The sequence below is a fragment of the Halovibrio salipaludis genome, from assembly GCF_002286965.1.
GTDB lineage: Bacteria > Pseudomonadota > Gammaproteobacteria > Pseudomonadales > Oleiphilaceae > Halospina > Halospina salipaludis.
Genome location: NZ_NSKD01000002.1, coordinates 427,404 through 450,094, shown reverse-complemented (window position 1 = coordinate 450,094; position 22,691 = coordinate 427,404). Strand labels below are relative to the sequence as shown.

The 22,691-nt window shown below is 63.9% G+C and carries 24 protein-coding genes; 4 read left to right on the top strand and 20 right to left on the bottom strand.

Annotated features, from left to right (window positions below):
* Positions 1-16 precede the first annotated feature (16 nt).
* Entirely contained in the window at positions 17-451 is a 435-nt protein-coding gene (locus CK501_RS06815) for a hypothetical protein (protein ID WP_095616985.1), read from the bottom strand.
* A gap of 12 nt (positions 452-463) precedes the next feature.
* Positions 464-1,681 carry a pyridoxal phosphate-dependent aminotransferase gene (locus CK501_RS06810; RefSeq protein WP_095616984.1) on the bottom strand — a complete coding sequence of 406 codons (1,218 nt, stop codon included), beginning with the start codon at positions 1,679-1,681 and terminating at the stop codon, positions 464-466.
* A 54-nt stretch (positions 1,682-1,735) separates the two neighbouring features.
* On the opposite strand from CK501_RS06810, the gene msrB reads away from it, so the two are divergent.
* Entirely contained in the window at positions 1,736-2,134 is a 399-nt protein-coding gene (gene msrB / locus CK501_RS06805; protein ID WP_095616983.1) for a peptide-methionine (R)-S-oxide reductase MsrB, read from the top strand.
* Here the strand turns inward: msrB and CK501_RS06800 are convergent.
* Together CK501_RS06800 and CK501_RS06795 are read right to left on the bottom strand one after the other, a co-directional pair.
* Positions 2,116-4,488 carry an ATP-binding protein gene (locus tag CK501_RS06800; protein WP_198949420.1) on the bottom strand — a complete coding sequence of 791 codons (2,373 nt, stop codon included), beginning with the start codon at positions 4,486-4,488 and terminating at the stop codon, positions 2,116-2,118. The genes msrB and CK501_RS06800 overlap by 19 nt on opposite strands.
* A gap of 37 nt (positions 4,489-4,525) precedes the next feature.
* Positions 4,526-5,314, bottom strand: coding sequence for a hypothetical protein (locus tag CK501_RS06795; RefSeq protein WP_095616982.1), 789 nt, complete (start codon positions 5,312-5,314; stop codon positions 4,526-4,528).
* Between the two features lie 146 nt (positions 5,315-5,460).
* Here CK501_RS06795 and CK501_RS06790 point away from each other — a divergent pair, with 146 nt between their 5' ends.
* The gene (locus CK501_RS06790; RefSeq protein WP_095616981.1) at positions 5,461-6,471 is read left to right on the top strand and encodes a LysR family transcriptional regulator; all 1,011 of its coding nucleotides are present in this window, start codon (positions 5,461-5,463) and stop codon (positions 6,469-6,471) included.
* 3 nt (positions 6,472-6,474) lie between these two features.
* Here CK501_RS06790 and CK501_RS06785 read toward each other — a convergent pair whose 3' ends face one another.
* From CK501_RS06785 to CK501_RS17070, 7 genes are all read right to left on the bottom strand, one after another.
* On the bottom strand, positions 6,475-7,434 hold the full coding sequence (locus CK501_RS06785) for a GNAT family N-acetyltransferase (protein WP_095616980.1): 960 nt from the start codon (positions 7,432-7,434) through the stop codon (positions 6,475-6,477).
* Positions 7,431-8,618, bottom strand: a complete 1,188-nt coding sequence (locus CK501_RS06780) for a cupin domain-containing protein (RefSeq protein WP_095616979.1) — start codon at positions 8,616-8,618, stop codon at positions 7,431-7,433. The genes CK501_RS06785 and CK501_RS06780 overlap by 4 nt, the downstream gene beginning before the upstream one ends.
* Positions 8,619-8,646: 28 nt before the next feature.
* Positions 8,647-10,044: an adenylosuccinate lyase gene (gene purB, locus CK501_RS06775; RefSeq protein WP_095616978.1), complete on the bottom strand. Its 1,398-nt coding sequence runs from the start codon at positions 10,042-10,044 to the stop codon at positions 8,647-8,649.
* Between the two features lie 69 nt (positions 10,045-10,113).
* Positions 10,114-10,740, bottom strand: coding sequence for a high frequency lysogenization protein HflD (hflD, locus tag CK501_RS06770; RefSeq protein ID WP_095616977.1), 627 nt, complete (start codon positions 10,738-10,740; stop codon positions 10,114-10,116).
* On the bottom strand, positions 10,737-11,903 hold the full coding sequence (mnmA, locus tag CK501_RS06765; RefSeq protein ID WP_143421400.1) for a tRNA 2-thiouridine(34) synthase MnmA: 1,167 nt from the start codon (positions 11,901-11,903) through the stop codon (positions 10,737-10,739). Before mnmA ends, hflD begins: the two co-directional genes overlap by 4 nt.
* 34 nt (positions 11,904-11,937) lie before the next feature.
* Positions 11,938-12,387, bottom strand: a complete 450-nt coding sequence (locus CK501_RS06760; protein ID WP_095616976.1) for an NUDIX hydrolase — start codon at positions 12,385-12,387, stop codon at positions 11,938-11,940.
* A 124-nt stretch (positions 12,388-12,511) separates the two neighbouring features.
* A complete protein-coding gene (locus CK501_RS17070) occupies positions 12,512-12,829 on the bottom strand; it encodes a cold shock domain-containing protein (protein ID WP_095616975.1) in 318 nt (105 codons plus the stop codon).
* Positions 12,830-13,138: 309 nt separating this feature from the next.
* Between CK501_RS17070 and clpS the strand changes: the two genes are divergently transcribed.
* Both clpS and clpA read left to right on the top strand, forming a co-directional pair.
* On the top strand, positions 13,139-13,492 hold the full coding sequence (gene clpS, locus CK501_RS06750; protein ID WP_077531808.1) for an ATP-dependent Clp protease adapter ClpS: 354 nt from the start codon (positions 13,139-13,141) through the stop codon (positions 13,490-13,492).
* Positions 13,493-13,506: 14 nt separating this feature from the next.
* Positions 13,507-15,792, top strand: coding sequence for an ATP-dependent Clp protease ATP-binding subunit ClpA (gene clpA / locus CK501_RS06745; protein WP_095616974.1), 2,286 nt, complete (start codon positions 13,507-13,509; stop codon positions 15,790-15,792).
* Positions 15,793-15,859: 67 nt separating this feature from the next.
* Here the strand turns inward: clpA and infA are convergent, their stop codons facing one another.
* The 9 genes from infA to CK501_RS06700 form a co-directional block, all read right to left on the bottom strand.
* Positions 15,860-16,078, bottom strand: coding sequence for a translation initiation factor IF-1 (infA, locus tag CK501_RS06740; RefSeq protein ID WP_077531475.1), 219 nt, complete (start codon positions 16,076-16,078; stop codon positions 15,860-15,862).
* 120 nt (positions 16,079-16,198) lie between these two features.
* Complete coding sequence (locus CK501_RS06735; RefSeq protein WP_095616973.1) at positions 16,199-16,939, bottom strand: arginyltransferase; 741 nt, start codon at positions 16,937-16,939, stop codon at positions 16,199-16,201.
* Positions 16,936-17,649, bottom strand: coding sequence for a leucyl/phenylalanyl-tRNA--protein transferase (gene aat, locus CK501_RS06730; protein ID WP_095616972.1), 714 nt, complete (start codon positions 17,647-17,649; stop codon positions 16,936-16,938). The genes CK501_RS06735 and aat overlap by 4 nt, the downstream gene beginning before the upstream one ends.
* A 9-nt stretch (positions 17,650-17,658) precedes the next feature.
* Positions 17,659-18,603 (bottom strand): thioredoxin-disulfide reductase, encoded by a 945-nt coding sequence (gene trxB, locus CK501_RS06725; RefSeq protein ID WP_095616971.1) that lies wholly within the window; start codon positions 18,601-18,603, stop codon positions 17,659-17,661.
* Positions 18,604-18,672: 69 nt separating this feature from the next.
* Entirely contained in the window at positions 18,673-19,590 is a 918-nt protein-coding gene (locus CK501_RS06720) for an AAA family ATPase (protein WP_095616970.1), read from the bottom strand.
* Positions 19,590-20,492, bottom strand: coding sequence for a carbon-nitrogen hydrolase (locus tag CK501_RS06715; RefSeq protein WP_095616969.1), 903 nt, complete (start codon positions 20,490-20,492; stop codon positions 19,590-19,592). Before CK501_RS06715 ends, CK501_RS06720 begins: the two co-directional genes overlap by 1 nt.
* Positions 20,485-21,528: an agmatine deiminase family protein gene (locus tag CK501_RS06710; RefSeq protein ID WP_095616968.1), complete on the bottom strand. Its 1,044-nt coding sequence runs from the start codon at positions 21,526-21,528 to the stop codon at positions 20,485-20,487. The genes CK501_RS06715 and CK501_RS06710 overlap by 8 nt, the downstream gene beginning before the upstream one ends.
* 49 nt (positions 21,529-21,577) lie before the next feature.
* Positions 21,578-21,955 carry a hypothetical protein gene (locus tag CK501_RS16930; protein ID WP_095616967.1) on the bottom strand — a complete coding sequence of 126 codons (378 nt, stop codon included), beginning with the start codon at positions 21,953-21,955 and terminating at the stop codon, positions 21,578-21,580.
* A 74-nt stretch (positions 21,956-22,029) separates the two neighbouring features.
* On the bottom strand, positions 22,030-22,626 hold the full coding sequence (locus tag CK501_RS06700; protein ID WP_095617163.1) for a PilZ domain-containing protein: 597 nt from the start codon (positions 22,624-22,626) through the stop codon (positions 22,030-22,032).
* Positions 22,627-22,691 lie beyond the last annotated feature (65 nt).

Genomic DNA, 22,691 nt, shown 5'->3' with positions numbered 1-22,691 from the left:
GTGTATTACAGAAGGTTCAGAGACGCGCTGGCGGATCGAAGAGGAATCGGTGGACCGTTTCCGACAGTTCCGTGGAGGTTCCGTTCGCCATGCACTCGCGGATGCGGTTCACGGCCAGCCCTGCTTCGCGGATCAGCCCGCTGCCGCTGGCCGCTTCGCCCTCCGGGTACTGGGTGGAGAGCCGGTTGAAACACTCCGCGGTGAGCACGGCCTGGTCCACGGCATCCTGGCCGATAACGGACTCGTACCGCAGCAGCCCTTCGTCGGCCAGCCAGAGCATGGTGCCGAAGCAGGCCATGTGGCGGTTGCTGTGCAGACCGAATTCGTCGGGCTCGTCGTCGCCCGCGATGTCCTCCACAAAGACCGCGCCCTTGCGCGGAAAGCGATTGTAGAGGTGGATCAGGATCGCGGCCGTGTCCCGGTAGAAATCCTCAATGTGGAGATCGGCCATGGGCGCTCTCCCTCAGTCCTGCCGGTAATGCTCCAGGAAACGGCCGAGACGGCCGATGGCGTCCTCCAGCATGTCCACCCTGGGCAGGAAGACCACCCGGAAGTGCTGGGTGTCCGGCAGGTTGAAAGCCGAGCCGTGCACCAGCAGCATCTGTTCCTGGCGCAGCAGGTCGTAGACCATCTGTTCGTCACTGCGGATGGGGTAGACCTCCGGGTCCAGGTGCGGAAATAGGTACAGCGCACCCGAGGGTTTCACGCAGCTGACGCCGGGGATGTCGTTCAGCATCTTCCAGGCCAGGTCCCGTTGCTCACAGAGGCGGCCACCGGAAACCACCAGGTCGTTGATGGACTGGTAGCCACCCAGCGAGGTCTGGATCGCGGTCTGGGCCGGCACATTGGCGCACAGGCGCATCGAGGCCAGCATGTTGATGCCCTCGATCAGGCCCTCGGCGCGATGCTTGGCGCCGCTGATGATCATCCAGCCGGCGCGGTAGCCGGCGGCACGGTAGTTCTTGGAGAGGCCGCCGAACGTCATGAACAGGATGTCATCCGCCAGGGAGGCGGCCGGTATGTGCCTGTTGCCGTCGTACAGGATCTTGTCGTAGATCTCGTCGGCCAGCACCACCAGGTCGTGCTCGCGCGCCAGACGGATCACCTGCTCCAGCAGGTCGGCGGAGTAGACCGCGCCCGTGGGATTGTTGGGGTTGATCAGGACGATGGCCCGGGTGCGCGTGGTGATCTTGGCGCGGATGTCGTCAATGTCCGGGTACCAGTCCTGCTTCTCGTCGCAGCGGTAGTGCACGGGCCGGCCGCTGGAGAGGGTGGTGGCGGCCGTCCACAACGGGTAGTCGGGTGCCGGAATGAGGACTTCATCGCCGGTGTTCAGCAGCGCCTGGGTGGCCATGACGATCAGTTCGCTGACGCCGTTGCCGATGAAGACATCGTCAATGTCCACATCCGGGATACCGAGCTGCTGGCTGTACTGCATCACCGCCTTGCGCGCGGAGAACAGCCCCTTGGAGTCACAGTAGCCCTGGGCCGTGGGCAGGTTGTGCACCACGTCCTGCTGGATCTCCTCCGGGATATCCAGCCCGAATGCGCCGGGGTTGCCGATGTTGAGCTTGAGGATCCGGTGACCTTCCTCCTCGAGCCGGTGGGCTTCCTGCTGGACGGGACCGCGGATGTCGTAGCAGACGTTCTCAAGCTTGGCGGATTTCTCAAATTGCTGCATTCTGTTGTAAACCCCTGAGTTGGCGCACTCGGTATTGTAGCGGAGGCTCACGAGATGACAAAAGTAAACCAGTCCGATCAGGAATGGCTTGAGCGGCTGTCCCCGGAAAGTTACCGGGTCACCCGGGAGGGTGGCACGGAGCGGCCGTTCAGCGGTGAATACAATGACTGCAAGCAGGACGGGGTCTATTGCTGCGTCTGCTGTGGTGAGCCGCTTTTTGATGCCCGGCACAAGTTCGATTCCGGATCCGGGTGGCCGAGCTACTGGCAGCCGGCCAGTAACGGGGCCGTCACCGAGCGGGTCGACCGCAGCCACGGCATGGTCCGTACCGAGGCGCTCTGTGCCCGGTGCGATGCCCATCTGGGGCATGTGTTCCCGGACGGGCCCGAGCCCACAGGGATGCGGTACTGCATCAATTCGGCGGCGCTGGAGCTTCAGCCCCGGGAGGACTGAGCGCCCGCCGCACCCCAGCGTTCCAGAACCTCACGCATGGCCTCGATGCTGTAGGGCTTGGTGAGGTAATCGTTCATACCGGCACTGAGGCACTGCTCGCGGTCGCCTTCCATGGCGTTGGCGGTGACCGCGATTACCGGCATATGCTCCAGGCCTTCCGTGGCGCGCATGGTGCGTGTGGTCTCAAAACCGTCCATGACCGGCATCTGGCAGTCCATCAGAACCAGGTCACAGCTGTTGCGTTGCAGGTATTCCAGGGCCAGCTCACCGTTTTCCCGGACCACGACCCGGTGACCGAGCTTGCGCAGCATGCCGCTGGCCACCATCTGGTTGACCTGGTTGTCCTCCACCAGAAGCACATCCAGAGCCACGGATGAGCGCGGCGCCCCCTGGTGTGAGTGGGAGCCCACGGCAGTGAGCCCGATGGCGATGCGCAGGGTATTGACCAGCTGGCGGCGCACCAGGGGCAGCTGGATGGTCTCGGAACGGTCGGCACCGTCACCATCCGCGCCCAGGTGGACCACCGGTGGGCAGCGCTGGGCCAGGTCCAGCAGTGCACGCCATCCCGTATCATGGCTGTCGATGATGATCAGATCCTGGCTCTCCACGCCCAGGTCGGCATCCGTCTCCGGCAGCGTGGTGTGATGGCGGACGTGCGCGCCCCAGTAGCGCAGATGATCCTGCAGGGGCGGGGCATGGGGGTTGTCCGGTCCTGTGAGCAGCAGGGTGCGCATGCCACCGAAGTCGCTCTCGCCGCTGCGTGGCGTTGCTTCCGGGTCGGTGTCCAGCGGCAGGTGCACTCTGACGCGGGTGCCTTCGTTCTCCTGTGACGTGACCTCGATGGTGCCGCCCATGCGATCCACCAGCTGCCGGCACAGGGTCAGGCCGAGCCCGGTCCCCCCGAAGCGTCGCGCGGTATCCGCCTGCCCCTGTGAGAACGGCGAGAAAACCATCTTCTGGGCCTCCCTGGACATGCCGATGCCGGTGTCGGCCACGATCAGCTCAAGGCCGTCATGGTGGGGGTTGAGGCTGAGGGTGATCTGGCCACGGGAGGTGAACTTGATGGCATTGCCCATGAGGTTGTTGATGATCTGGCGCAGACGGGTGGGATCCCCCAGGTAGGCCGGTTCAATGTCCGGCGCAATGCGCGTGACGATGGCGACATCCGCGGTGCGCACGCTCTGCTGGGCAAACAGGGTCGCGCACTCCTCGGCGAGAGCCCCGGGGTCCAGGCCGATGTGTTCAAGGGTGAGCTTGCCGGCCTCGACCTTGGAAATGTCCAGGATGTCGTTGACCAGGGCCACCAGGTTCTCGCCGGCGCTCAGTGCCAGTTCCATGCGCTCCCTCTGGGGGGCGCTGAGCCGGTTCTCGAGCGCCAGGCGCAGCATGCCAAGGAGCCCGTTCAGAGGCGTCCGTATCTCGTGGCTCATGCTGGCGAGGAAATCCGCCCGCGCGCGCGCCGTTTCCAGGGCTTCCTCGCGGGCATCGATCAGCGCGCGGTTGGAGCGCTGGAGGGCTTCATTCTTGTCCCGGATCTCGGAGGTCCGGGCCTCGACGATCTGGGCGAGTTTCTCGTTGTATTCCTTGAGCCGGCCTTCCGCCTCGCGCAGTTTCTGGAGGCTGTTGTCGATGGTATCCAGGTGTTCATTGGTGATGTGCACCAGCAGCCCGATCTCATCATGCTCGTGGCGCCGCGGGGTTGGCAGGCGCGCCTTCTCGGCGTTGTCCGAGTCCACGTCCTGGAGCCCGCTGACCACCCGGAGCAACGGTTTGGTGATCATCATGTAGAAGATCACCAGCAGCAGACCCGCCAGGGCCAGGCTCATGATGAAACCGCTGAGCAGGGTGTAGCCGGCGCGCTGGAGAAAGGTGCTGCCGAAAGGGTAGGTGTCGATGGTCACATGGAGATGACCCAGCCCCATCTCCTGCAGCTGGGAGACGTGGAGCTCCTCACTGTAGTCCCGGCGTGGCTGGAACAGGGAATCGCTCAGCCAGCGGTAGGGGCCATCGGAGGTGGGACGTTGGCGTTGGGCGAGAATGCGCCCCTGGGGATCCTCAATGCGTGCGTTCACGATGGCGGGATGGCGCAGCAGGCCGTCCAGCAGTTCCTCGGCAAGCCGGGTATCGATGTTGTAGGCGATCTGGGAGGCCGGGCTGTGGCTGATCTCCATCAGTGCCCGGATCTCGCTGTTCATGTTGGAGCGGGCGTTGAAGTAGTCCAGCGTGACCACGCCCAGGTTCAGCAGGACCCCGAGGGTCAGTGCTGCCAGTACCACATTGCGGGTCAGGCGGAACGATAAACGCTGTGAAAGCCTTGAATCCACGCCGGTCTGTCCCTTTTCAGTGGAGGCCATGCCTCCGGCGATCGTTCCAGAACCTCCTCAGGAGGCCTCAGCTGTCATAATCCGCTTTCTTCTTCCAGGCCTCTTCCTCGTGGATGAACTCTTCCCATTCCCGGTTCACGCTGCTGGGCATGACCGCTTCAGTGCGCTCAGCATTGGGATCCTGGCCCTCGGCCAGACGGTTGAGTTCCTTGATCCGCTCGCGGTAACGCGTTACCAGCTCAGCCGCATCCGGGTGATCCTTGGATTTCTCCAGCTCACTTGCCGCCAGGTGATAGCAGTGGATGGCCTTGCGGTAGCGTTTGGCCTGTTCATGGTCCTGCGCCTGGAAGACCATCAGTTCGGAATAGACACGGTGTACCAGGAAAAGGATGTTGACGAGGTGCTGGCGCGCGGCTTCGGCCGAGACCCGGCCCGCTTTCTTCTGGCGTTCCACGAAGCGGAAAAGCATCTGCAGCAGGCTGCGGACCTCCTTGACCCGCTGCTGGTCGTTCATGGGGAACTCGCCGGGGCCCTCGACCTGCCCGGATTCCAGCGCTGAAAGGGCGGCCTGGTCGGCTTCCTCCAGCGCTTTCGGGTTACCGGGCGCATTGAGCTCCCGAAGCTGGCCCGCCAGCTCCAGCGCCCGCTGCAGGATGAGGCGGCGCAGCGCCTTGTCCAGAAAGGAGTTGGGCAGTTCGTCTACGAACCGGCGCAGCAGGCTGTGCCCGTCCTCCAGGGCCTTGATGCGGCGCATGCGTTCCACGCGCGCCTTCTCACGCATCTGGCTGACGACAATCAGCACAATGCCGATGATCAGCAACAGCGCCAGAACACCGATGATGGCGATAGTGGTCATAGTCAGTACACGCTGTGGTATCCGGAATGGTTCCAGTATAGACGAGATGCCTGATAACTGCATGAATGGACGAGCAAAGCGGCCCAGACTGGTCTGGCACGCCGCTGTAACGGCATAATGGCCGCTCCTGTGCCCCTGGAGATGCCATGGACCTGTCCCGGATCGATCTCAACCTGCTGGTGTACCTGGATGTGCTGCTGCGCGAGAAAAGCGTCACGCGCGCGGCCAGTTATCTCGGTCTGACACAGCCGGCCATGAGCAACGGGCTGCGCCGGCTGCGGGAACTGTTCGATGACCCACTGCTGGTTCGCACGAGCGAGGGCATGAGCCCCACGGAGCGGGCGCTGGGACTCCAGCCCCGGGTGCGCGAGATCCTGGCCCAGGTGGAGCAGACGGTGCAGAAGACCGGCTCCTTCGATGCCGGTGCCAGTGAGCGGGTGTTCCGCATCATGGCCAGCGACTACGCGGAATCCACGCTCATGCCCCGGGTCCTGCGCCTGATCCGAAAGCTGGCGCCGCACGTGACTCTGGACGTGCTGACGCCCTCGGACGTGAGCTTTCTTGACGTGGAGCAGGGGCGGGTGGATATGGCCATCAACCGCTTTGACACCATCCCGCAGTCGTTCCACCAGCGCACCCTCTGGACCGACTGGTTCGCCTGCCTGATGAGCAACGAGAACCCGGTGCTGCGCGAGCCGTTCACCCTGGACACCTACCTTCAGGCGAATCACATCTGGGTCAGCAAGACCGGTTTCGGTGTCGGCGTGGGCGTGAACCCGCGCGATGTGCAGCGCCTGGGGTGGGTGGATGAGGCGCTGGGCAGGCTGGGCCGCAAGCGCCGGATCTCGGTGTTCACCCGCCATTACCAGGTGGCGACCCTGCTGGCGGAGCAGCACGATGTGATGGCGACCCTGCCATGCCGTGCGGCCTGGCTGCAGAAGGACAATCCGGGGTTGGTGGTCAAGGCGCCGCCGTTCCCGATTCCGCCGATTGACCTCAAGATGGCCTGGAGTCCCCTGCTGCAGCACAATCCGGATCATCAGTGGCTGCGCCAGCGGATCGTGGAGGGGGCGGAGGAGCTGAATCAGGCCTTTGAGCCCTTTGCGGCGGATTTCATCCCGGCCGGTCCGGAACCGGCCCATCCCTCGGAACGCTGAGCCTCAGAGGGGCAGGTCGCGCAGTTCCACGGAGCTGCGTCCGTATTCCCAGGCGCGTTCGAATTCCTCGGCGAAGGGCCGCACCCGGCGGGGTGCCGAGGCATTGGCGAAGCCTTCCGCTGTATCGAAGTCATGCCGGCTGATGACGCCACTGTCATCCACCAGGATGAGGGGGCGCTTGGGGCAGGGGTAACTGGTGTTCACCAGCCTGAGGGCCATGCGGCTGGGCAGGCGGCGCATCAGTTCCACCAGGCTGTGGCGGCGTTTCACCAAGGGGCTGTCATCATGGATGAGAAAGCGGATGTCGCTGTGGCGGCTGCGCCGGGCCAGCTGTGACACCGCCTGTTCCAGCCCGCTGTCGTCATAGAGGGCATGGCTGAGGGTGCTGTCATGAATCCAGAGCCGCCGGGTTGCCTGTTCCGCCATGGCGAGGAGCGCTTCCAGCTGATCGCCGTTGGCGCCGAGTTGCCAGCTGGTGGTGTCCGAGGCCAGCAGGAAGGGGCAACGGGTTTCCGCCTCCTGCTGGGTGACCAGCGAGGGCGCGGTGCAGTTCATGCGCCTGTGGGGGATGCCAGCATCCATGTACCTGTCCGAGACCACATAGAACCCCAGCCGCCGGTAGAAATCGACGGCGGTCTCCTGGGCGCCGAGTGTGAAGCGGTTCCAGGTCGCAAGCTCATCCTGGAGCATCCGGGTCAGAAGGCGTGTTCCCACGTCCTGGCCGCGTGCGCTGGCGGCGACCGCCATACGGCCTATGGCGCCCCATCCGGTCTGTGCCTCGTAGAGACGCGCCGTCGCAATGGGCTCCCCGGCGTCGTCATGGACGAGATAATGCACCGCGCTGGCGTCGGTATCATCCCACTCCAGTTCCTCGGGCACCTGCTGTTCAGCCGTGAACACCTGACGGCGCAGGGCTATGGCGGCTTCCGGCAGCTGGCCGGCGGGGTGCGCCTCGATTCTCATGCTCCGTCGTCCTCCTCCCCCTCATCATCCTCGGGGTAGAGGCTGCCCTGGTTGACCAGGGAGACCACCAGGTCCGCGAGCGCTGGTTCCCGCATATAGTCGGTGAGGGCGCCCATGTCCGGATGCCGGCCGGCGCAGAGGACGGCGGCAATGCCGGTGGCGTTGCCGGTCAGGCGGAAGCGCTGGCCGTCCACGAACAGCAGGCGGCCGCCGTCGTCAGGGAGGTCGTAAAAGCTGAAGCGGCTGCCCTCGTTCCAGACCAGGGGATTGCCTTCGGCGACCAGTTCCTGGAGTGTCGTGGCATCCATCGGGTCTTCCGGTGGTTCCACAATGCCTTCGTGACCCGGTTCGGTCATGGCCTGGCCGAACCAGCTGGCGATGGCGTCCGGATTCTGAAGTGCTTTCTCAAGAATCGACTGCAGTTCCTTGATCTGACTGTCACTGATGCGCCCCGGATTATCCTGGAGTGCGGGCGCCGGATCCTCCAGCTGACGATCCAGGGCGGGGCTGTCGGCTACTGAGTCCGCGACACCAGTCACCACATCCGCGTGGCTGGGCGTGCGGAATCCAATGGACAGGGTCATGCAGTCGTCCTCGGCAATACCCCAGTGGGCCACGCCGGGTGGCAGATACAGCATGTCACCGGGATTGAGGACGGCTTCTTCCTGTGTCTCAAAGTCCGCGAGAATGTGCAGTGGCGTACCCTCAACCCGGGGTGAGGTGTTGTCGTGAACGCCCCCGATCTTCCAGCGCCGCTGGCCGATGGTCTGGAGCAGGAACACATCGTAGCGGTCGAAGTGGGGACCGACGCTGCCGCCGACAGGCGCGAAGCTGGCCATGATGTCGTCCAGGCGCCAGTTGGGCACGAACCGGAAGTGCTCCAGCAGCTCCGCCGCCTCCGGTACCCAGTGATCCAGGCCCTGTACCAGCAGGGTCCAGTCCCGGTCCGGAAGCGACCGCAGGTAGCTCTCCTCGAAGGGACCGTTGTGGAGCTGCCAGGGCTGGTCGTTCTCCGTTTCGAACACAAGACGGGATTCCACGGCCTCCTCACAGGCCAGCCCGGCGAGTTCGTCCACCGAAACCGGTGATTCAATACCCGGAAAGGCGTTGCGGATGATCAGTGGCTTCTTCTGCCAGTAGTCGCTGAGGAAGCGCTCGATGCTGGTTTCGCCGAGTACGGACATGGGGGGTTCGGGCCTTCGGTCTCAGGGGTCACTTCGGGGAACGGGCGCGGATTGAACGCGCCTGTTCAGAGGCATTACCGGTATAGCGGGCCGGTGTCAGGCTGCGCAGCTGCTCGCGCGCCGCTTCGGGGATATCCAGGCCGTCGATGAACGTGTGGATGGCCTCCGGGGTCATATCCCTGCCGCGGGTGAGCTCCTTGAGCTTCTCATAGGGCTTTTCCACCCGGTAGCGGCGCATCAGAGTCTGTATCGGCTCGGCCAGGATCTCCCACGCCTGCTGCAGATCCTCGTCCAGGCGCTGCGGGTTGATCTCCAGCTTGGAGAGTCCCTTCAGGGTGGCCTGCCAGGCGATCAGGCTGTGCGCCAGGCCCACGCCCAGGTTGCGCAGCACCGTGGAATCGGTCAGGTCGCGCTGCCAGCGGGATATGGGCAGCTTGGACGCGAGGTGGTCGAGTATGGCGTTGGCCAGCCCCAGGTTGCCCTCGGAGTTCTCGAAGTCGATGGGATTGACCTTGTGGGGCATGGTGGACGAGCCCACCTCGCCGGCAACGGTACGCTGCTTGAAGTACCCCAGGGAGATGTAGCCCCACAGGTCCCGATCCAGGTCGGTCAGCGCTGTATTGAAACGGCTCAGGGCATTGAAGAGCTCCGCCACGCAGTCATGGGGTTCGATCTGGGTGGTGTAGGGGTTCCAGCTCAGGCCCAGCCCCTCCACGAAGTCGCGGCTGAGCGTCTCCCAGTCCACTTCCGGGTAGGCGCAGAGGTGCGCGTTGTAGTTCCCCACGGCGCCATTCATCTTGCCCATGAGCGCCGTGCCGCGCAGCTGCTCGCGCTGGCGGGCCAGGCGGTAGGCGCTGTTGGCCAGTTCCTTGCCGACCGTGGTGGGCGAGGCGGTCTGGCCGTGGGTGCGCGCCAGCATCGGCTGCTCGGCAAGCTCTTCCGCCATGCCCTGGAGGCGCTCCAGAAGCTCATCCATGGTTGGCAGGACCTGGGTGTCCATGGCTTCGCGCAGCATGAGTGCGTGGGAGAGGTTATTGATGTCCTCGGAGGTGCAGGCGAAGTGGACGAATTCGGAGACCTCGGTGAGTTCCGGCAGTGACTCACTGACCGAGGCGATGCGCTCCTTGATGAAGTACTCCACCGCTTTCACGTCATGGTTGGTGGTACGCTCGGTGGCCTTGATGGTCTCGGCGTCCTCCAGGCCGAAACCGGTCACCATGTCGTCCAGAAAGCGGTTTGCGGCCTCGGAGAAAGCTGGGACTTCGGGGATGTCCTGCTGGGCGGCCAGGTGCTGGAGCCAGCGAACCTCGACGGTGACCCGGGCGCGGATGAGCCCGTATTCACTGACGATTTCACGCAGCGGCGCCACTTTGCTGCCATAACGACCGTCGACGGGCGAGATCGCCGTGAGGGCGTTCAGATCCATGGAGACAAGCCTCTCGTGCAATGGGTAAAGGCCCTATTATACACGAGCGGACGGGCTGCAGGCAGGCGCTCAGTCGAGGTCGTGGAGAATGCCGTCGGCGATGGCGACGTGGCGCTTGCGGCGGAAGAGCAGCTGCCAGCGCCGGCCACCGAGCTGGCGCCAGAGGACGGCCGAGCGGATACCGGCCAGAAGGCAGGCACGGATCCGGGCTGCGTTTTCTTCAATTTCAAGGTACTGGCGGTGACCGTTGACGTTGATTTTGATCCGGAAGGTGCTGAGCGTGTCCTGGTAGATGCTGGCCAGGTTGCGCTGCACGTTCGGGTGGGTCGGGCCGAAATGCTCAACGGTGCGCCGTGCCTGTTCGATGCGCTCACCGATGGTGTCCATCATGTCCGGCTGTTTGCGCAGGCGTGCCTCCAGCTGGACCAGGCTCAGACCGTAGCGCAGGATCTGGGTGTCCTGGCTGGCCGGCTGCTGGCCCATGGCCCGGCTCAGTGTTTTCAGGCCCTCACGCAGTCCGTAAAGGTCGCCGTAGACATCCAGGGTGTTGCTGGGATCCGTTTGGAACAGGGAACGGATGGTGGTTTCCAGCGGGTCCTGCGGACACTGGCCCTTGGTGGCTGTATGGTGCACCAGGCTGGCGGCCTGGAAGATGCCGGCCAGCGCCAGGGTCTGGTCGCGCAGACTGGCGCTCACGCGGACTGCCCCTGCATGGGAATGGATTCGCCGGGCGAGCCCGCCTCGTCCATGAAGGTGCGTTCGATGACGCCGCCACCCAGGCAGACCTCGCCCTGATAGAAAACCACCGACTGGCCGGGGGTAACCGCGCGCTGGGGCTCATCGAAAAGGACACGATAGCCGTCACCGGCGGCCTCCAGGGTGCAGCTCTGGTCCGGCTGGCGATAACGGTTCTTGGCAACGCAGCGCAGCGGCAGTTCCGGCGCCCCGGTCACCCAGTCGATGTGCCAGGTGTACAGACCCTGCCGGTACAGCAGGGGATGCTGGCCGCCCTGGACGGCGACCAGGACGTTGCGGTCGAGGTCCTTGTCCGCCACGTACCAGGGCTCGGTGCTGTAACCGGAAAGCCCTCCGATTCCAAGACCCTGGCGCTGACCGATGGTGTGGTACATCAGGCCCTGGTGGCGCCCGATCACATCACCGTCCGGGGTTTCGATGTTCCCGGGCTGGGCCGGCAGATAGGTCTTGAGAAAATCGCTGAAGCGGCGTTCGCCGATAAAGCAGATCCCCGTGCTGTCCTTCTTATCGTGGGTGACCAGGCCGGCGTCCTCCGCGATCCGGCGGACCTCGGCCTTGTCCATGTCCCCGAGCGGAAAGAGGGTGCGGGCCAGCCGTTCACCGGCTACGGCGTGCAGGAAATAGCTCTGGTCCTTGTTGCCGTCCAGCCCCCGCAGAAGCTGGGCCTGGCTGCCGTCGCCAATCACGCGCCGGCGGGCGTAATGGCCGGTCGCGATGTAATCAGCGCCGAGCGTGACCGCATGATCGAGAAAGGCCCGGAACTTGATCTCCTTGTTGCACAGGATGTCCGGGTTGGGGGTGCGGCCGGCGCTGTATTCGGCCAGGAAGTGCTCGAAAACACGGTCCCAGTATTCGCCGGAGAAGCTGGCGGTGTACAGCGGAATCCCGATTCGCCCGGCCACAGCCTGGGCATCCGCCAGATCCTCCATGATGGTGCAGTGCTCGGTGCCATCCGCCTCGTCCCAGTTCTTCATGAACAGACCCTCCACGCGGTAGCCCTGCTGTTTGAGCAGCAGGGCGGCCACGGAGGAGTCAACACCGCCGGACATACCGACGATGACGTGGGGGGCGTTTGCGTTGCCGGGATTCTGGACTTCGGTCATAGGGCGCCTATTGTAGGGGATTGGCGCGGGTGCGTCACTGCGGGGCGGTCTCCCGGATCAGATCCAGCGGGAAACGCCGGCCGCTGCGGTAGTCGCTGATGCAGTTGGCGACCAGGGGGCTGCGCAGCTGATCACTGCGGGTATCCAGCTCATCAGGGGTAAGCCAGTGTGCCGCGATGATGCCCTCATCAAGCGTGTCGGTTTCCCGCGGGCCCGCTTCCCCGATAAAGGCATAGCGGTGATAGGTGCGTCCGTTATGGGGAGAACGGAACACATAGATGCCGAGAAAGGCTGTGAGGGTCACCGGATAGCCGGTTTCCTCCAGGGTCTCGCGCCGTGCAGCTTCCAGTATGGACTCGCCTTCCTCGATGTGGCCCGCAGGCTGGTTGAGGACCACCGCGCCCTCGCTGTGCTCCTCAACCATCAGGAACCGATCCCCATCGGGGACAACAACGGCCACGGTGGCATTGGGCTTCCACTGCATCGGACAAACTCCGGTCTGACATGATGGGTGCAGACTCTAGAACGCTCGGCGGCGGAAGGGAAGAGCGGACGCAGTGCTGCGCCCTCCGGGGCACCATGGATGCCCCGGCACCGGGGTGGGGTTTTCAGGCTGTCTGTTGCTGGGACTCCGGCTGTCGGGCACGCGACTTGCTGCCGGTACCAGTGCTGCTATCTTCCCGGGGCGCGGACTCACCGCTTTCCCGGTGCCGCGATGGCGCCTCATGGGGGATGATGTTGACCGCGTGGATGCCCTTGGCACTGGGCTGCTTCTCGAATTCAACACGCTGGCCCGCCTTGAGCGTCTTGTAGCCTTCCATCTGGATGGACGAGAAATGGACGAACAGATCCTCGCTTTCTCCCTCCTCGATAATGAAGCCGTACCCCTTGGCGTTGTTGAACCACTTGACCTTGCCCTGATGCATCACTTCCTCCTTGCTCTCAGAGAATCCCTGCCTGCCGACTGCCTGGTTGGCGTCCGGAGCCGGTTCCCCCGGAAACAGCTCCTGGTCACAGCGGGTGAATGAATGTAACGCTTTGTAAAATCATTACGGAAACTGTTGACTAAAAATCCACCAGAGTCAAGTGGCGTATAACCGATTTGAGGACTGGTCGCGGGTGACCGGGACGGGTGTCGCGCGGGATGAACGTGATAAAATCCACCCAGGCGATGGTGAGCATGGCCTGGAATCCGTACATGGCGACACATTATGACTGAAGACAGGTTCGTAAAGATGGATCAGGCTCTACTAGTATGGAATCAGGATGGTGGAGAAGAGGACCCGGGCCAGGACGACGGCACTGCCGTTGAAACGGAGAAACCCGAGGTCAAGCACCCCTCACTGTATCGGGTGGTGCTGATGAACGATGACTACACGCCGATGGATTTCGTCGTGGAGGTTCTGATGACCTTCTTCGCCATGCCGGAGGAAAAGGCGACACAGATCATGCTGGCGGTACACACTCAGGGCAAAGCGGTCTGTGGCGTCTATACTCGGGATATAGCGGAAACGAAAGCGGCCCAGGTGAATCAATATGCTTCCGAGCACGATCATCCGCTGCTGTGTGAGATTGAACGAGCTGACTGAAACCGGGGTGGCCCATGCTCAGTAAAGACCTCGAACTGACCCTCAACGAGGCATTCCGTAACGCGCGGGACAAGCGTCATGAGTTCATGACGGTGGAGCATCTGCTGCTGGCATTGCTCGACAACGAATCCGCCGTACGCGTGCTTAAAGCCTGCGGGGCCGACCTGCCGCGACTGCGCGAGGAGCTCAACGACTTTGTGGATTCCACGACGCCGCTGATTCCCTCCAATGACAGTGAACGCGAAACCCAGCCGACGCTCGGGTTCCAGCGTGTGCTGCAGCGGGCCGTTTTCCATGTGCAGTCCTCCGGCAAGAAGGAGGTGACCGGTGCCAACGTGCTGGTGGCCATCTTCAGCGAGCAGGAGAGCCAGGCGGTGTTCGTTCTCAAGAAGCAGAACATCGCACGCATCGACGTGGTGAACTTCATCTCCCACGGCATCTCCAAGGTGTCAGGGCCGGATGAGAAAGAAGGCGGCTCGGAGTCGGAATCGATGCAGCAGGAAGAAAGCGCGGAGGAAGGTACCAGCTCGAATCCCCTGGAAGCCTATGCCCAGAACCTCAATGAGCGTGCCACCCAGGGTCACATCGATCCGCTGATCGGGCGCGAGCATGAGGTGGAACGCACCATCCAGATCCTGGTCCGCCGGCGCAAGAACAACCCGCTGCTGGTGGGCGAGGCCGGCGTGGGCAAGACCGCCATTGCCGAGGGCCTGGCCAAGAAGATCGTGGACGGGGATGTGCCGGATGTCATCAAGAACGCTGAGGTGTTCTCGCTGGATCTGGGCGCACTGCTGGCCGGTACCAAGTACCGGGGTGACTTCGAAAAGCGGCTCAAGGCACTGCTGGCGGAGCTCAAGAAGCGCGAGCACGCCATCCTGTTCATTGACGAGATCCACACCATCATCGGTGCCGGCTCGGCTTCGGGTGGTGTCATGGACGCTTCGAACCTGCTCAAGCCCATGCTGGGCTCCGGCGAGATACGCTGCATCGGCTCAACCACCTTCTCCGAGTTCCGCGGGATCTTCGAGAAGGACAGTGCCCTGGCGCGGCGTTTCCAGAAGATTGATGTGAACGAGCCGAGCGTTGAGGACACCTACCGGATCCTCAAGGGGCTCAAGAGCCACTTCGAGAAGCATCATGAACTCAAGTACACCGATAAGGCGCTGCGCAGCGCCGCAGAGCTGGCGGGCCGGTACATTACCGATCGTCACCTGCCGGACAAGGCCATTGATGTGATTGATGAGGCGGGCGCGCGCCAGCAGCTGCTGCCGGTGTCCAAGCGTCGCAAGGTGATCAATGAAGGGGCGATCGAGGACATTGTGGCGGCGATCGCGCGGATCCCCCCAAAGAATGTGTCCTCCTCGGACAAGGACGTGCTGCGCAACATCGAGCGCGACCTGAAGATGACCGTGTTCGGCCAGGACGAGGCCATCGAGTCCCTGTCCACCGCCATCAAGCTGGCCCGGGCCGGGCTCAAGGCGCCGGAGAAGCCCGAGGGCGCCTTCATGTTCGCCGGCCCCACGGGTGTGGGCAAGACCGAGGTCACGCGCCAGCTGGCCAGCCTTCTGGGCATCGAGCTGGTGCGCTTCGACATGTCCGAGTACATGGAGCGCCACACCGTGTCACGCCTGATCGGGGCGCCTCCGGGCTACGTAGGCTACGACCAGGGCGGGCTGCTGACCGAGAACGTGAACAAGCATCCGCACTGTGTGCTGCTGCTTGATGAGATCGAGAAGGCGCACCCGGAAGTGTTCAACCTGCTGCTGCAGGTCATGGACCACGGGACGCTCACGGACAACAACGGGCGCAAGGCGGACTTCCGCCATGTGATCCTGGTGATGACCACCAACGCGGGCGCGGAGGTGCTGACCAAGCGCTCCATCGGCTTTGCCAACCAGGATCACAGCACCGACGGCATGGAGATCATCAACAAGACCTTCACGCCGGAGTTCCGGAACCGCCTGGATGGCATCATCCAGTTCCGTTCGCTCAGTCCGGAAATCATCTCGCACGTGGTCGACAAGTTCCTTACGGAGCTCCAGGCCCAGCTGGACGAGAAACAGGTGGTGCTGCACGTGGACGACGAGGCCAAGCTCTGGCTGGCCCAGCACGGCTACGACGAGAACATGGGCGCACGTCCCATGGGCCGCCTGATCCAGGAGAAGATCAAGAAGGGCCTGGCGGAGGAGATCCTGTTCGGGCGGCTGTCGAAGAACGGTGGCGACGTCTCCATTCATGTGAAGGACGACGACCTGGCGTTCGAGTTCGAAACGGAAGAGCCCGCCGAACCCGTCGAGTAGAGTTGACCCGTAACAGAAAAACCCCGGCATCCATTCGGATCCCGGGGTTTTTTAATGGAAGGAGCCGTTAACGGTAGCGGTAGGTGATCCGGCCCTTGCTCAGGTCATAGGGCGTGAGCTCCACCTTGACCTTGTCGCCGGTCAGGATGCGGATGTAGTTCTTGCGCATCTTGCCCGAGATGTGAGCGGTAACGGTGTGCCCGTTCTCCAGCTCCACACGGAACATGGTGTTGGGAAGGGTATCGACGATCACGCCTTCCATTTCAACGGCATCGGACTTTGCCATTCAGTTGCTACTCCGTACTTTGATGAAACGCTGGTATGCGCCCGGCAGGGATTGAACAGAACACGGCGTATGCCGGGGCAGAGTGGCGCAATTCTGCCTTAATTTGCGTTCATTGCCAAATCAGGCGGGCGAATTGTGCAGCATACCGTCGCTGGTGACCAGCTCGGTCCAGTGTCCATTCATCAGCTGCTCCAGCGGGCGGAAGCGGGTCTTGTAGTTCATCTTGCGGCACTGGCGGATCCAGTACCCCAGATACAGGTGCGGCAGGCCGCGCCTGTGGGCCTCCTGGACCTGCCACAGAATGGCGAAGGTGCCCAGGCTGCGCTTTTCCTCGCCGGGCTCAAAGAAGGTGTAGATGGCCGACAGGCCGGTATCGAGCACGTCCACCACCGCGACCGCGATCAGCCGCCCCTCGCGCCGCATCTCCAGGAAGAAGCCGTCGATGCTGCCTTCGATGAGGAAGGAGGTGAACTGTTCCCGACTGGGCGGGTACATGTCGCCGTCGTGATGGCGCTCCACCACGTAGCGTTCATAGAGGTCGTAGATTTCCTCGTCGAAGCGCACCGGCGTCTGGATCAGGGTCAGGTCCCGGTTGTCGCGCCGCACACGGCGCTGGGAGCGATCCGGCTGGAAGCGTTCAACCGGAATCCGCACGGGGATGCAGGCGTTACAGCCACGGCAGTGCGGGCGGTAATAATGCGAGCCGCTGCGCCGGAAGCCCAGCTCCGTGAGCTGGGTATAGAGGTTGCGGTCCACCTGGGCCCGGGGATCGACGAACATGGTCGTTGCCTGACGGTCGGTCAGGTAGCTGCACGGATGCTCAGGGGTAGCGAAGAAGATCAGCGTCTTGAGACTGCTCATGTATCGGACTCCCGGCCCCAGAACCAGTCCATCCGCCAGTCGTGTCCGGCGGGACGATCCACATTCTCTCTGAGTATAGTCAAAAAGCGCCGGCGTGAAATCCGTTCGGCACCCAGACTCAACAGGTGGCTGTTTTCCACCTGACAGTCCAGCAGAGCATAGCCCCAGCGTTCAAGCTGGCGGGCCACGTGCACGAACACGATCTTGGAGGCATCACGCTGCCGGCTGAACATGGATTCCCCGAAGAAGCAGCGGCCGACGGCGACACCGTAGAGGCCGCCCACAAGCTGCCCGTCGGCGTTCCAGGCCTCAAAGGAATGGGCATGGCCGAGTTCATGGAGGTGGCAGTAGGCCTCTTCCATGTCGCCGGTGATCCAGGTGCCTTCCTCGCGCAGTCGGCCGCAGTCACGGATCACGTCCTCGAAGGCGCAGTCCACCGTGATGCGCAGTTCATCCCGGTTGAGCCGGCGGCGCAGGCTGCGGGCGATGTGCACTTTCGGCGGAAAGAGGACACAGCGCGGGTTGGGAGACCACCAGAGAATAGGCTGGTCGTCGGAGAACCAGGGGAAAATCCCCTGGCTGTAGGCGTTCAGCAGGCGATCGGGGTGCAGGTCGCCCCCGATGGCCAGAAGCCCGTCCGGTTCATCCAGAGCGCTTTCCGGATCCGGGAACCAGTGGGAGCGTGTGTCCAGCCAGGGGAGCGCGGACATGAGCAGGGATCAGGCGAGGCCGTCGAGGTACTTTTCGGCGTCCAGCGCCGCCATGCACCCGAAGCCGGCCGAGGTCACCGCCTGGCGGTAGACGTGGTCAGCCACGTCACCCGCCGCGAAGACGCCGGGCACGCTGGTTTCCGTCGCCATGCCTTCAAGGCCGCTGCGGATCCGGATATAGCCGCCGCTCATGTCCAATTGGCCCTGGAAAAGGTCGGTGTTGGGCTTGTGGCCGATGGCGATGAAGACGCCGGCGACGTTCAGGTCCCGGGTCTCGCCTGAATGCTTGTTCTTCAGGCGGGCGCCGGTGACGCCGGTGGCATCGCCCAGTACCTCATCCAGCGTGTGGTCCCAGATGATGCTGACGTTGTCCTTCGCGAACAGCTTGTCCTGCAGGATCTTCTCCGCACGCAGCTGGTCCCGGCGGTGGACCAGGGTGACGTTGTTGGCGATGTTGGAGAGGTAGAGCGCCTCTTCCACGGCGGTGTTGCCGCCGCCGATCACGGCCACGTCCTGGTTGCGGTAGAAAAAGCCGTCGCAGGTGGCGCAGGCGCTGACCCCCTGGCCCATGAACGTTTCCTCGGATTCCAGGCCCAGGTACATGGCACTGGCTCCGGTGGCGATGATCAGCGCATCACAGGTGTAGGTGCCGGAGTCACCGGTGAGGGTGAAGGGGCGCTGGCTGAGGTCAGCGCCGTTGATGTGGTCGTACACCAGCTCCGTGTTGAAGCGCTGGGCGTGATCCTTCATGCGCTCCATCAGGTCCGGGCCCTGGAGCCCCTCGATATCCCCGGGCCAGTTTTCGACATCGGTAGTGGTGGTGAGCTGGCCGCCCACCTCGATGCCGGTGATCAGGGTGGGGTTGAGGTTGGCGCGAGAGGCGTAGACGGCGGCGGTGTAGCCCGCGGGGCCGGAGCCGAGAATGATCAGGCGATGGTGGTTGCTGTCGCTCATGCTGTTCCTCTATCGGGAAAACGGTGTCAATCAATGGTGCCCATGGTAACGCCGGCGCAGGGGCGGGCGCTACACGATCACGGGCACGTCACGCAGGATCCGCTGGGAGAGCATCTCCTGGCGGTTGTGGTGGTCATCCACCAGGCGGTGTTCAACCACGCTGGGCAGGACCGCCTGGACGTCGTCCGGAAGTACGTGACCACGGCCCTCCAGAAGCGCCCAGGCGCGGGCCGCCCGCAGGAGCCCCAGACCCGCCCTGGGGGAGAGTCCGTACAGAACCCCGGAGATGTCCCGGCTGTAGGCGAGGATGCGCTGGATGTAGTCCAGCAGCGCATCGGAGGCTGTAATCTCTGAGAGCAGCCCCTGCATTCGCCGGAGGGCTTCCGGTGAGAGCAAGGGGTGGAGTTCGGCCGTCATGCTGCGCCGGTCCTGACCCATCAACAGCTCACGTTCCGCGCGTTCGTCCGGGTAGCCGAGGGTGAGCCGCATCAGGAAGCGATCCAGCTGGCTTTCCGGCAGGGGAAAGGTGCCACGCTGATCCAGTGGGTTCTGGGTGGCGATGACAAAGAAGGGCTCTTCCAGGGGCCGGGTTTCCCCTTCAATGGAGACCTGGCGTTCCTCCATGGCTTCGAGCAGGGCGCTCTGGGTGCGGGGCGAGGCGCGGTTGATCTCGTCCGCCAGGATCACCTGGGCGAAGATCGGGCCGGGGTGGAAGATCAGGTCTCCCGCCTCCTTGTCGTACATGGAAAACCCGAGGAGGTCGGCGGGCATCAGGTCGCTGGTGAACTGGATCCGGTTGTAGCTGAGCCCCAGGGTACCGGAGAGCGCGTGGGACAGGGTGGTCTTGCCCATGCCCGGAATGTCCTCGATCAGCAGGTGCCCCCCGGCGAGCACACAGCACAGCGCCAGGCGGACCTGCTCGCGCTTGCCCAACAGGACCCGGTTGAGCTGATCAGTGGTCTGCTGGAGCAGGTCGGCATTCTTCATCAGTCCCTCACGCGTCGGGTCAGGTGATCGTAGGCGTCCACGCGGCGATCCCGCAGGTAGGGCCAGATACGCCGCAGGGCATCGGTCCGATCAGGGTCGATGGTGGCCAGCAGGATGTCATCACCCTCGACACTGCTGCGGGCCAGGAGTTCCCCCTGGCCGCCGCAGATGAAGCTGTTGCCCCAGAACTGGATGCCGTGGCCGGAGCCGTCCGGCGCCTCCTCGAAACCGTGCCGATTGGGCGCGATGACAGGGAGGTTGTTGGCAATGGCGTGACCGCGCTGGACGGTGATCCAGGCATCCAGCTGGCGCGCCTGTTCGTCGGTGTCGTCCTCCGGGTCCCATCCGATGGCAGTGGGGTAGATGAGCACCTCGGCGCCGGCCAGGGCCATGAGCCGGGCGGCCTCGGGGTACCACTGATCCCAGCACACCAGAACGCCGAGCCGCCCCAGTGAGGTCTGGATGGGCCGGAAAGCATCCGCGGAAGCGTCACCCGGGGTGAAATAGAATTTCTCGTAGAATCCGGGGTCGTCCGGGATGTGCATCTTGCGGTAGCAGCCGGCCAGGCTGCCGTCGCTGTCCAGCACCACCGCCGTATTGTGGTGAACCCCCGCCATGCGCTTCTCGAAGACGGAGCCGACGATGACCACACCCAGCTCCGCGGCCAGTTCGCCCAGAAAACGGGTGGTGGGGCCGGGAATGGATTCGGCCCGGTCGAAGACGTCGGTGGCCTCTTCCTGGCAGAAGTAGGGGCCGGTGTGGAGTTCCTGCAGCACCACCAGCTGGGCGCCCTGGTCGGCGGCGCTTTCGATCAGGCCTGCGGAATGGGCCAGGTTGGCTTCGCGGTCCGCGCCGCAGCTCTGCTGTATGGCGGCGGCGATGAAGGCGTGTTGATCAGCCATCGGGCACGGCTCCTGGTGGCAGCTGCATGGTCAGGCAGTGAAGGCTTCCGCCCTGGTGGATGAGAGGCCGGCACTGGATGCCCTGGACCCGGCGCTGCGGGAAACAGCCTGCAATCACTCGGCAGGCCTCGTCATCCTGGGCGACGTCGTAGCATGGCACGAGCACGGAATGGCTGGTAATCAGGAAGTTCGCGTAGGTCGCCGGCAGCCGGTTGCCCTCGTCGTCGTGGACGGGATCCGGCCAGGGCAGGGCCGTCAGGCGGTAAGGCTGGCCGTTGCCATCGGTATGCGCCGCCAGTTCCCGCGCCATTGCCTGGAGTTCCGCGTAGTGGCTGTCCCGGGGGTTATCGCAGGCCTGGTAGACAATATGTTCCGGCCCGGCGAAGCGGGCCAGTGTGTCAATGTGGCCATCGGTATCGTCGCCGTCCAGGTGGCCGTTATCCAGCCACAGGATGCGTTCCGCGCCCAGCCGTTCATGGAGCCATTGGGTCATCCGCTCAGCGGCCGGTTCAGGGTTGCCACGGTTGGGATTGAGAACGCAGGGGCGGTTGACGAGCAGCGTGCCCTCGCCGTCGGTCTCAAGGGCGCCGCCTTCCACCACCAGGGGGTCGCTTTCCAGGGGCAGGCTGCCGAGTGCGCCCTGGGCGTGCAGGGCGTGGTTGGCCGCGTTATCCCGATCAGCGGGGAACTTGTTGCCCCAGCCATTGAAGGTGGCGTCCAGCAGCCGCCACTCAGCGCCATCGCTGAGCGCCAGGGGGCCGAAGTCGCGGGCCCAGGTGTCGTTGGTGGCGACGACCACTGTATGCAGCCGGCCCTGGTCCGTTGCGCAAACAAGACGTTGTTGAAGATCAACGGCCTGGCGCTCACTGCTGACGCAAAGGGTCAGGTCCTGTTCGGCCAGTATCGCCCGGGCTATGGCGGTGAAGGTGGGCTCGGCGTGATTGGCCAGCGCGGCCCAGTCGGAATCGGGCTGGGGCCATGCCATCAGGACAGAGCCCTGCGGCGCCCATTCAGCGGCAAGACGGAAACGGCTCACGGCTCCGGGGACCTCCGGTGTCGATTCTGGGCGCGTAACAATACCGGGTTCAGTCCGAGCTGTCAGGCTCCACGACGGTATCGATGACCCACTCGCCCTCGAAGACCACAACAAAGCGCGGGTACTGCCAGCGCGTGATGGGCGGCTCACCCACGGGGCCCTGGCGCGCCTCGGGATCGCCGAAGCGGTCCTGGACGGAGCCCATGCTTTCACCCCGGCGCGGGGTCCGGACATTGCCTTCCTGCTGGATCTTAAGGCTGAGGGGCCGTGTCGTGCGTTCCGCCTGCTGTTGCTGCTGGGCGCGGGCACTGGCCGCGTCGGATTCGGGGTTGGCCATCTGCTGGGCGGAAGCCATGGAGGCCGCCAGCGGCAGCAGTGTGAGCGTGGCGATCCGGCAACAGAGTGTCCGGGGAGTCAGTGTTCGCATGATTGTGGTTCCGGTCAGACTCGGTGATCCATGAGTGTTTCCCTAACTATAGCGCACGAGCTGGCTGCGTCGAGTCAGGGGGTGTCGCCGCGCTGCTCCCGGCGCTGTCGCGCCTGCTGGCGCTCCCGGGCCTGCAGCCGGAGCACATGCCGGGCGATCTGTTGGCGCTCGGCATCCTCCATGTTGTGGAACTGCAGGTGCAGGCGGTTGCCATTGTCCGTTGCATCCACGGACACCACGCGGGCATAGGCGGCAACCTGGCTGAGTTCGGGCATCAGGGTCAGGCGCACGGCCATCAGTGAATCGAGTTCGGGAGTGGAGTCCGCGGTTATGAAGGAGAGGCCTCCCTCGCTGAGGGTGACATGAACCCACTCACTGTCTTGCAAGGGATTCTGCTGAAAGGTCATAATCCGCGCCACCGTGTCGAGCTTCTCGTTGAGAGCACGGGCCAGCTGGGAGAGGACCCGGTCGCTTTCCGAAAGCAGCCCGAGCTGATGCCGGATCTCTGCATCATGCCGGCGCAGCTCCTCCGCCAGCGGGAGCGTTTCACCGCCCTCGAAGAGGGTTTCCGGGGGACCGGTTGGCTCCCCCTGGAGTTGACGGCATTCGAGGCCCACGCGGTCCTCGATCCGGTAGAACTGGCGACGCTCGGGATCGTGTTCTGATGGCATGACTTCCTCCTGGACCCGATCCTTCTGAGTGTAACAGTGATTCATGACAGTGCAGGCGCGGCCGA

What these genes read in the sequence shown, in the direction of transcription:
- mnmA (WP_143421400.1), bottom strand. Translation starts at nt 11,903, where the DNA reads ATGACCGAAGTCCAGAATCCCGGCAACGCAAACGCCCCCCACGTCATC.
- CK501_RS06810 (WP_095616984.1), bottom strand. Translation starts at nt 1,681, where the DNA reads ATGCAGCAATTTGAGAAATCCGCCAAGCTTGAGAACGTCTGCTACGAC.
- CK501_RS06700 (WP_095617163.1), bottom strand. Translation starts at nt 22,626, where the DNA reads ATGCCATCAGAACACGATCCCGAGCGTCGCCAGTTCTACCGGATCGAG.
- CK501_RS06785 (WP_095616980.1), bottom strand. Translation starts at nt 7,434, where the DNA reads ATGAGAATCGAGGCGCACCCCGCCGGCCAGCTGCCGGAAGCCGCCATA.
- trxB (WP_095616971.1), bottom strand. Translation starts at nt 18,603, where the DNA reads ATGAGCGACAGCAACCACCATCGCCTGATCATTCTCGGCTCCGGCCCC.
- CK501_RS17070 (WP_095616975.1), bottom strand. Translation starts at nt 12,829, where the DNA reads ATGCATCAGGGCAAGGTCAAGTGGTTCAACAACGCCAAGGGGTACGGC.
- clpA (WP_095616974.1), top strand. Translation starts at nt 13,507, where the DNA reads ATGCTCAGTAAAGACCTCGAACTGACCCTCAACGAGGCATTCCGTAAC.
- CK501_RS06720 (WP_095616970.1), bottom strand. Translation starts at nt 19,590, where the DNA reads ATGAAGAATGCCGACCTGCTCCAGCAGACCACTGATCAGCTCAACCGG.
- CK501_RS06715 (WP_095616969.1), bottom strand. Translation starts at nt 20,492, where the DNA reads ATGGCTGATCAACACGCCTTCATCGCCGCCGCCATACAGCAGAGCTGC.
- clpS (WP_077531808.1), top strand. Translation starts at nt 13,139, where the DNA reads ATGGATCAGGCTCTACTAGTATGGAATCAGGATGGTGGAGAAGAGGAC.
- CK501_RS06815 (WP_095616985.1), bottom strand. Translation starts at nt 451, where the DNA reads ATGGCCGATCTCCACATTGAGGATTTCTACCGGGACACGGCCGCGATC.
- purB (WP_095616978.1), bottom strand. Translation starts at nt 10,044, where the DNA reads ATGGATCTGAACGCCCTCACGGCGATCTCGCCCGTCGACGGTCGTTAT.
- CK501_RS06735 (WP_095616973.1), bottom strand. Translation starts at nt 16,939, where the DNA reads ATGAGCAGTCTCAAGACGCTGATCTTCTTCGCTACCCCTGAGCATCCG.
- CK501_RS06790 (WP_095616981.1), top strand. Translation starts at nt 5,461, where the DNA reads ATGGACCTGTCCCGGATCGATCTCAACCTGCTGGTGTACCTGGATGTG.
- msrB (WP_095616983.1), top strand. Translation starts at nt 1,736, where the DNA reads ATGACAAAAGTAAACCAGTCCGATCAGGAATGGCTTGAGCGGCTGTCC.
- CK501_RS16930 (WP_095616967.1), bottom strand. Translation starts at nt 21,955, where the DNA reads ATGCGAACACTGACTCCCCGGACACTCTGTTGCCGGATCGCCACGCTC.
- CK501_RS06795 (WP_095616982.1), bottom strand. Translation starts at nt 5,314, where the DNA reads ATGACCACTATCGCCATCATCGGTGTTCTGGCGCTGTTGCTGATCATC.
- infA (WP_077531475.1), bottom strand. Translation starts at nt 16,078, where the DNA reads ATGGCAAAGTCCGATGCCGTTGAAATGGAAGGCGTGATCGTCGATACC.
- CK501_RS06780 (WP_095616979.1), bottom strand. Translation starts at nt 8,618, where the DNA reads ATGTCCGTACTCGGCGAAACCAGCATCGAGCGCTTCCTCAGCGACTAC.
- aat (WP_095616972.1), bottom strand. Translation starts at nt 17,649, where the DNA reads ATGTCCGCGCTCCCCTGGCTGGACACACGCTCCCACTGGTTCCCGGAT.
- CK501_RS06760 (WP_095616976.1), bottom strand. Translation starts at nt 12,387, where the DNA reads ATGCAGTGGAAGCCCAATGCCACCGTGGCCGTTGTTGTCCCCGATGGG.
- CK501_RS06800 (WP_198949420.1), bottom strand. Translation starts at nt 4,488, where the DNA reads ATGGCCTCCACTGAAAAGGGACAGACCGGCGTGGATTCAAGGCTTTCA.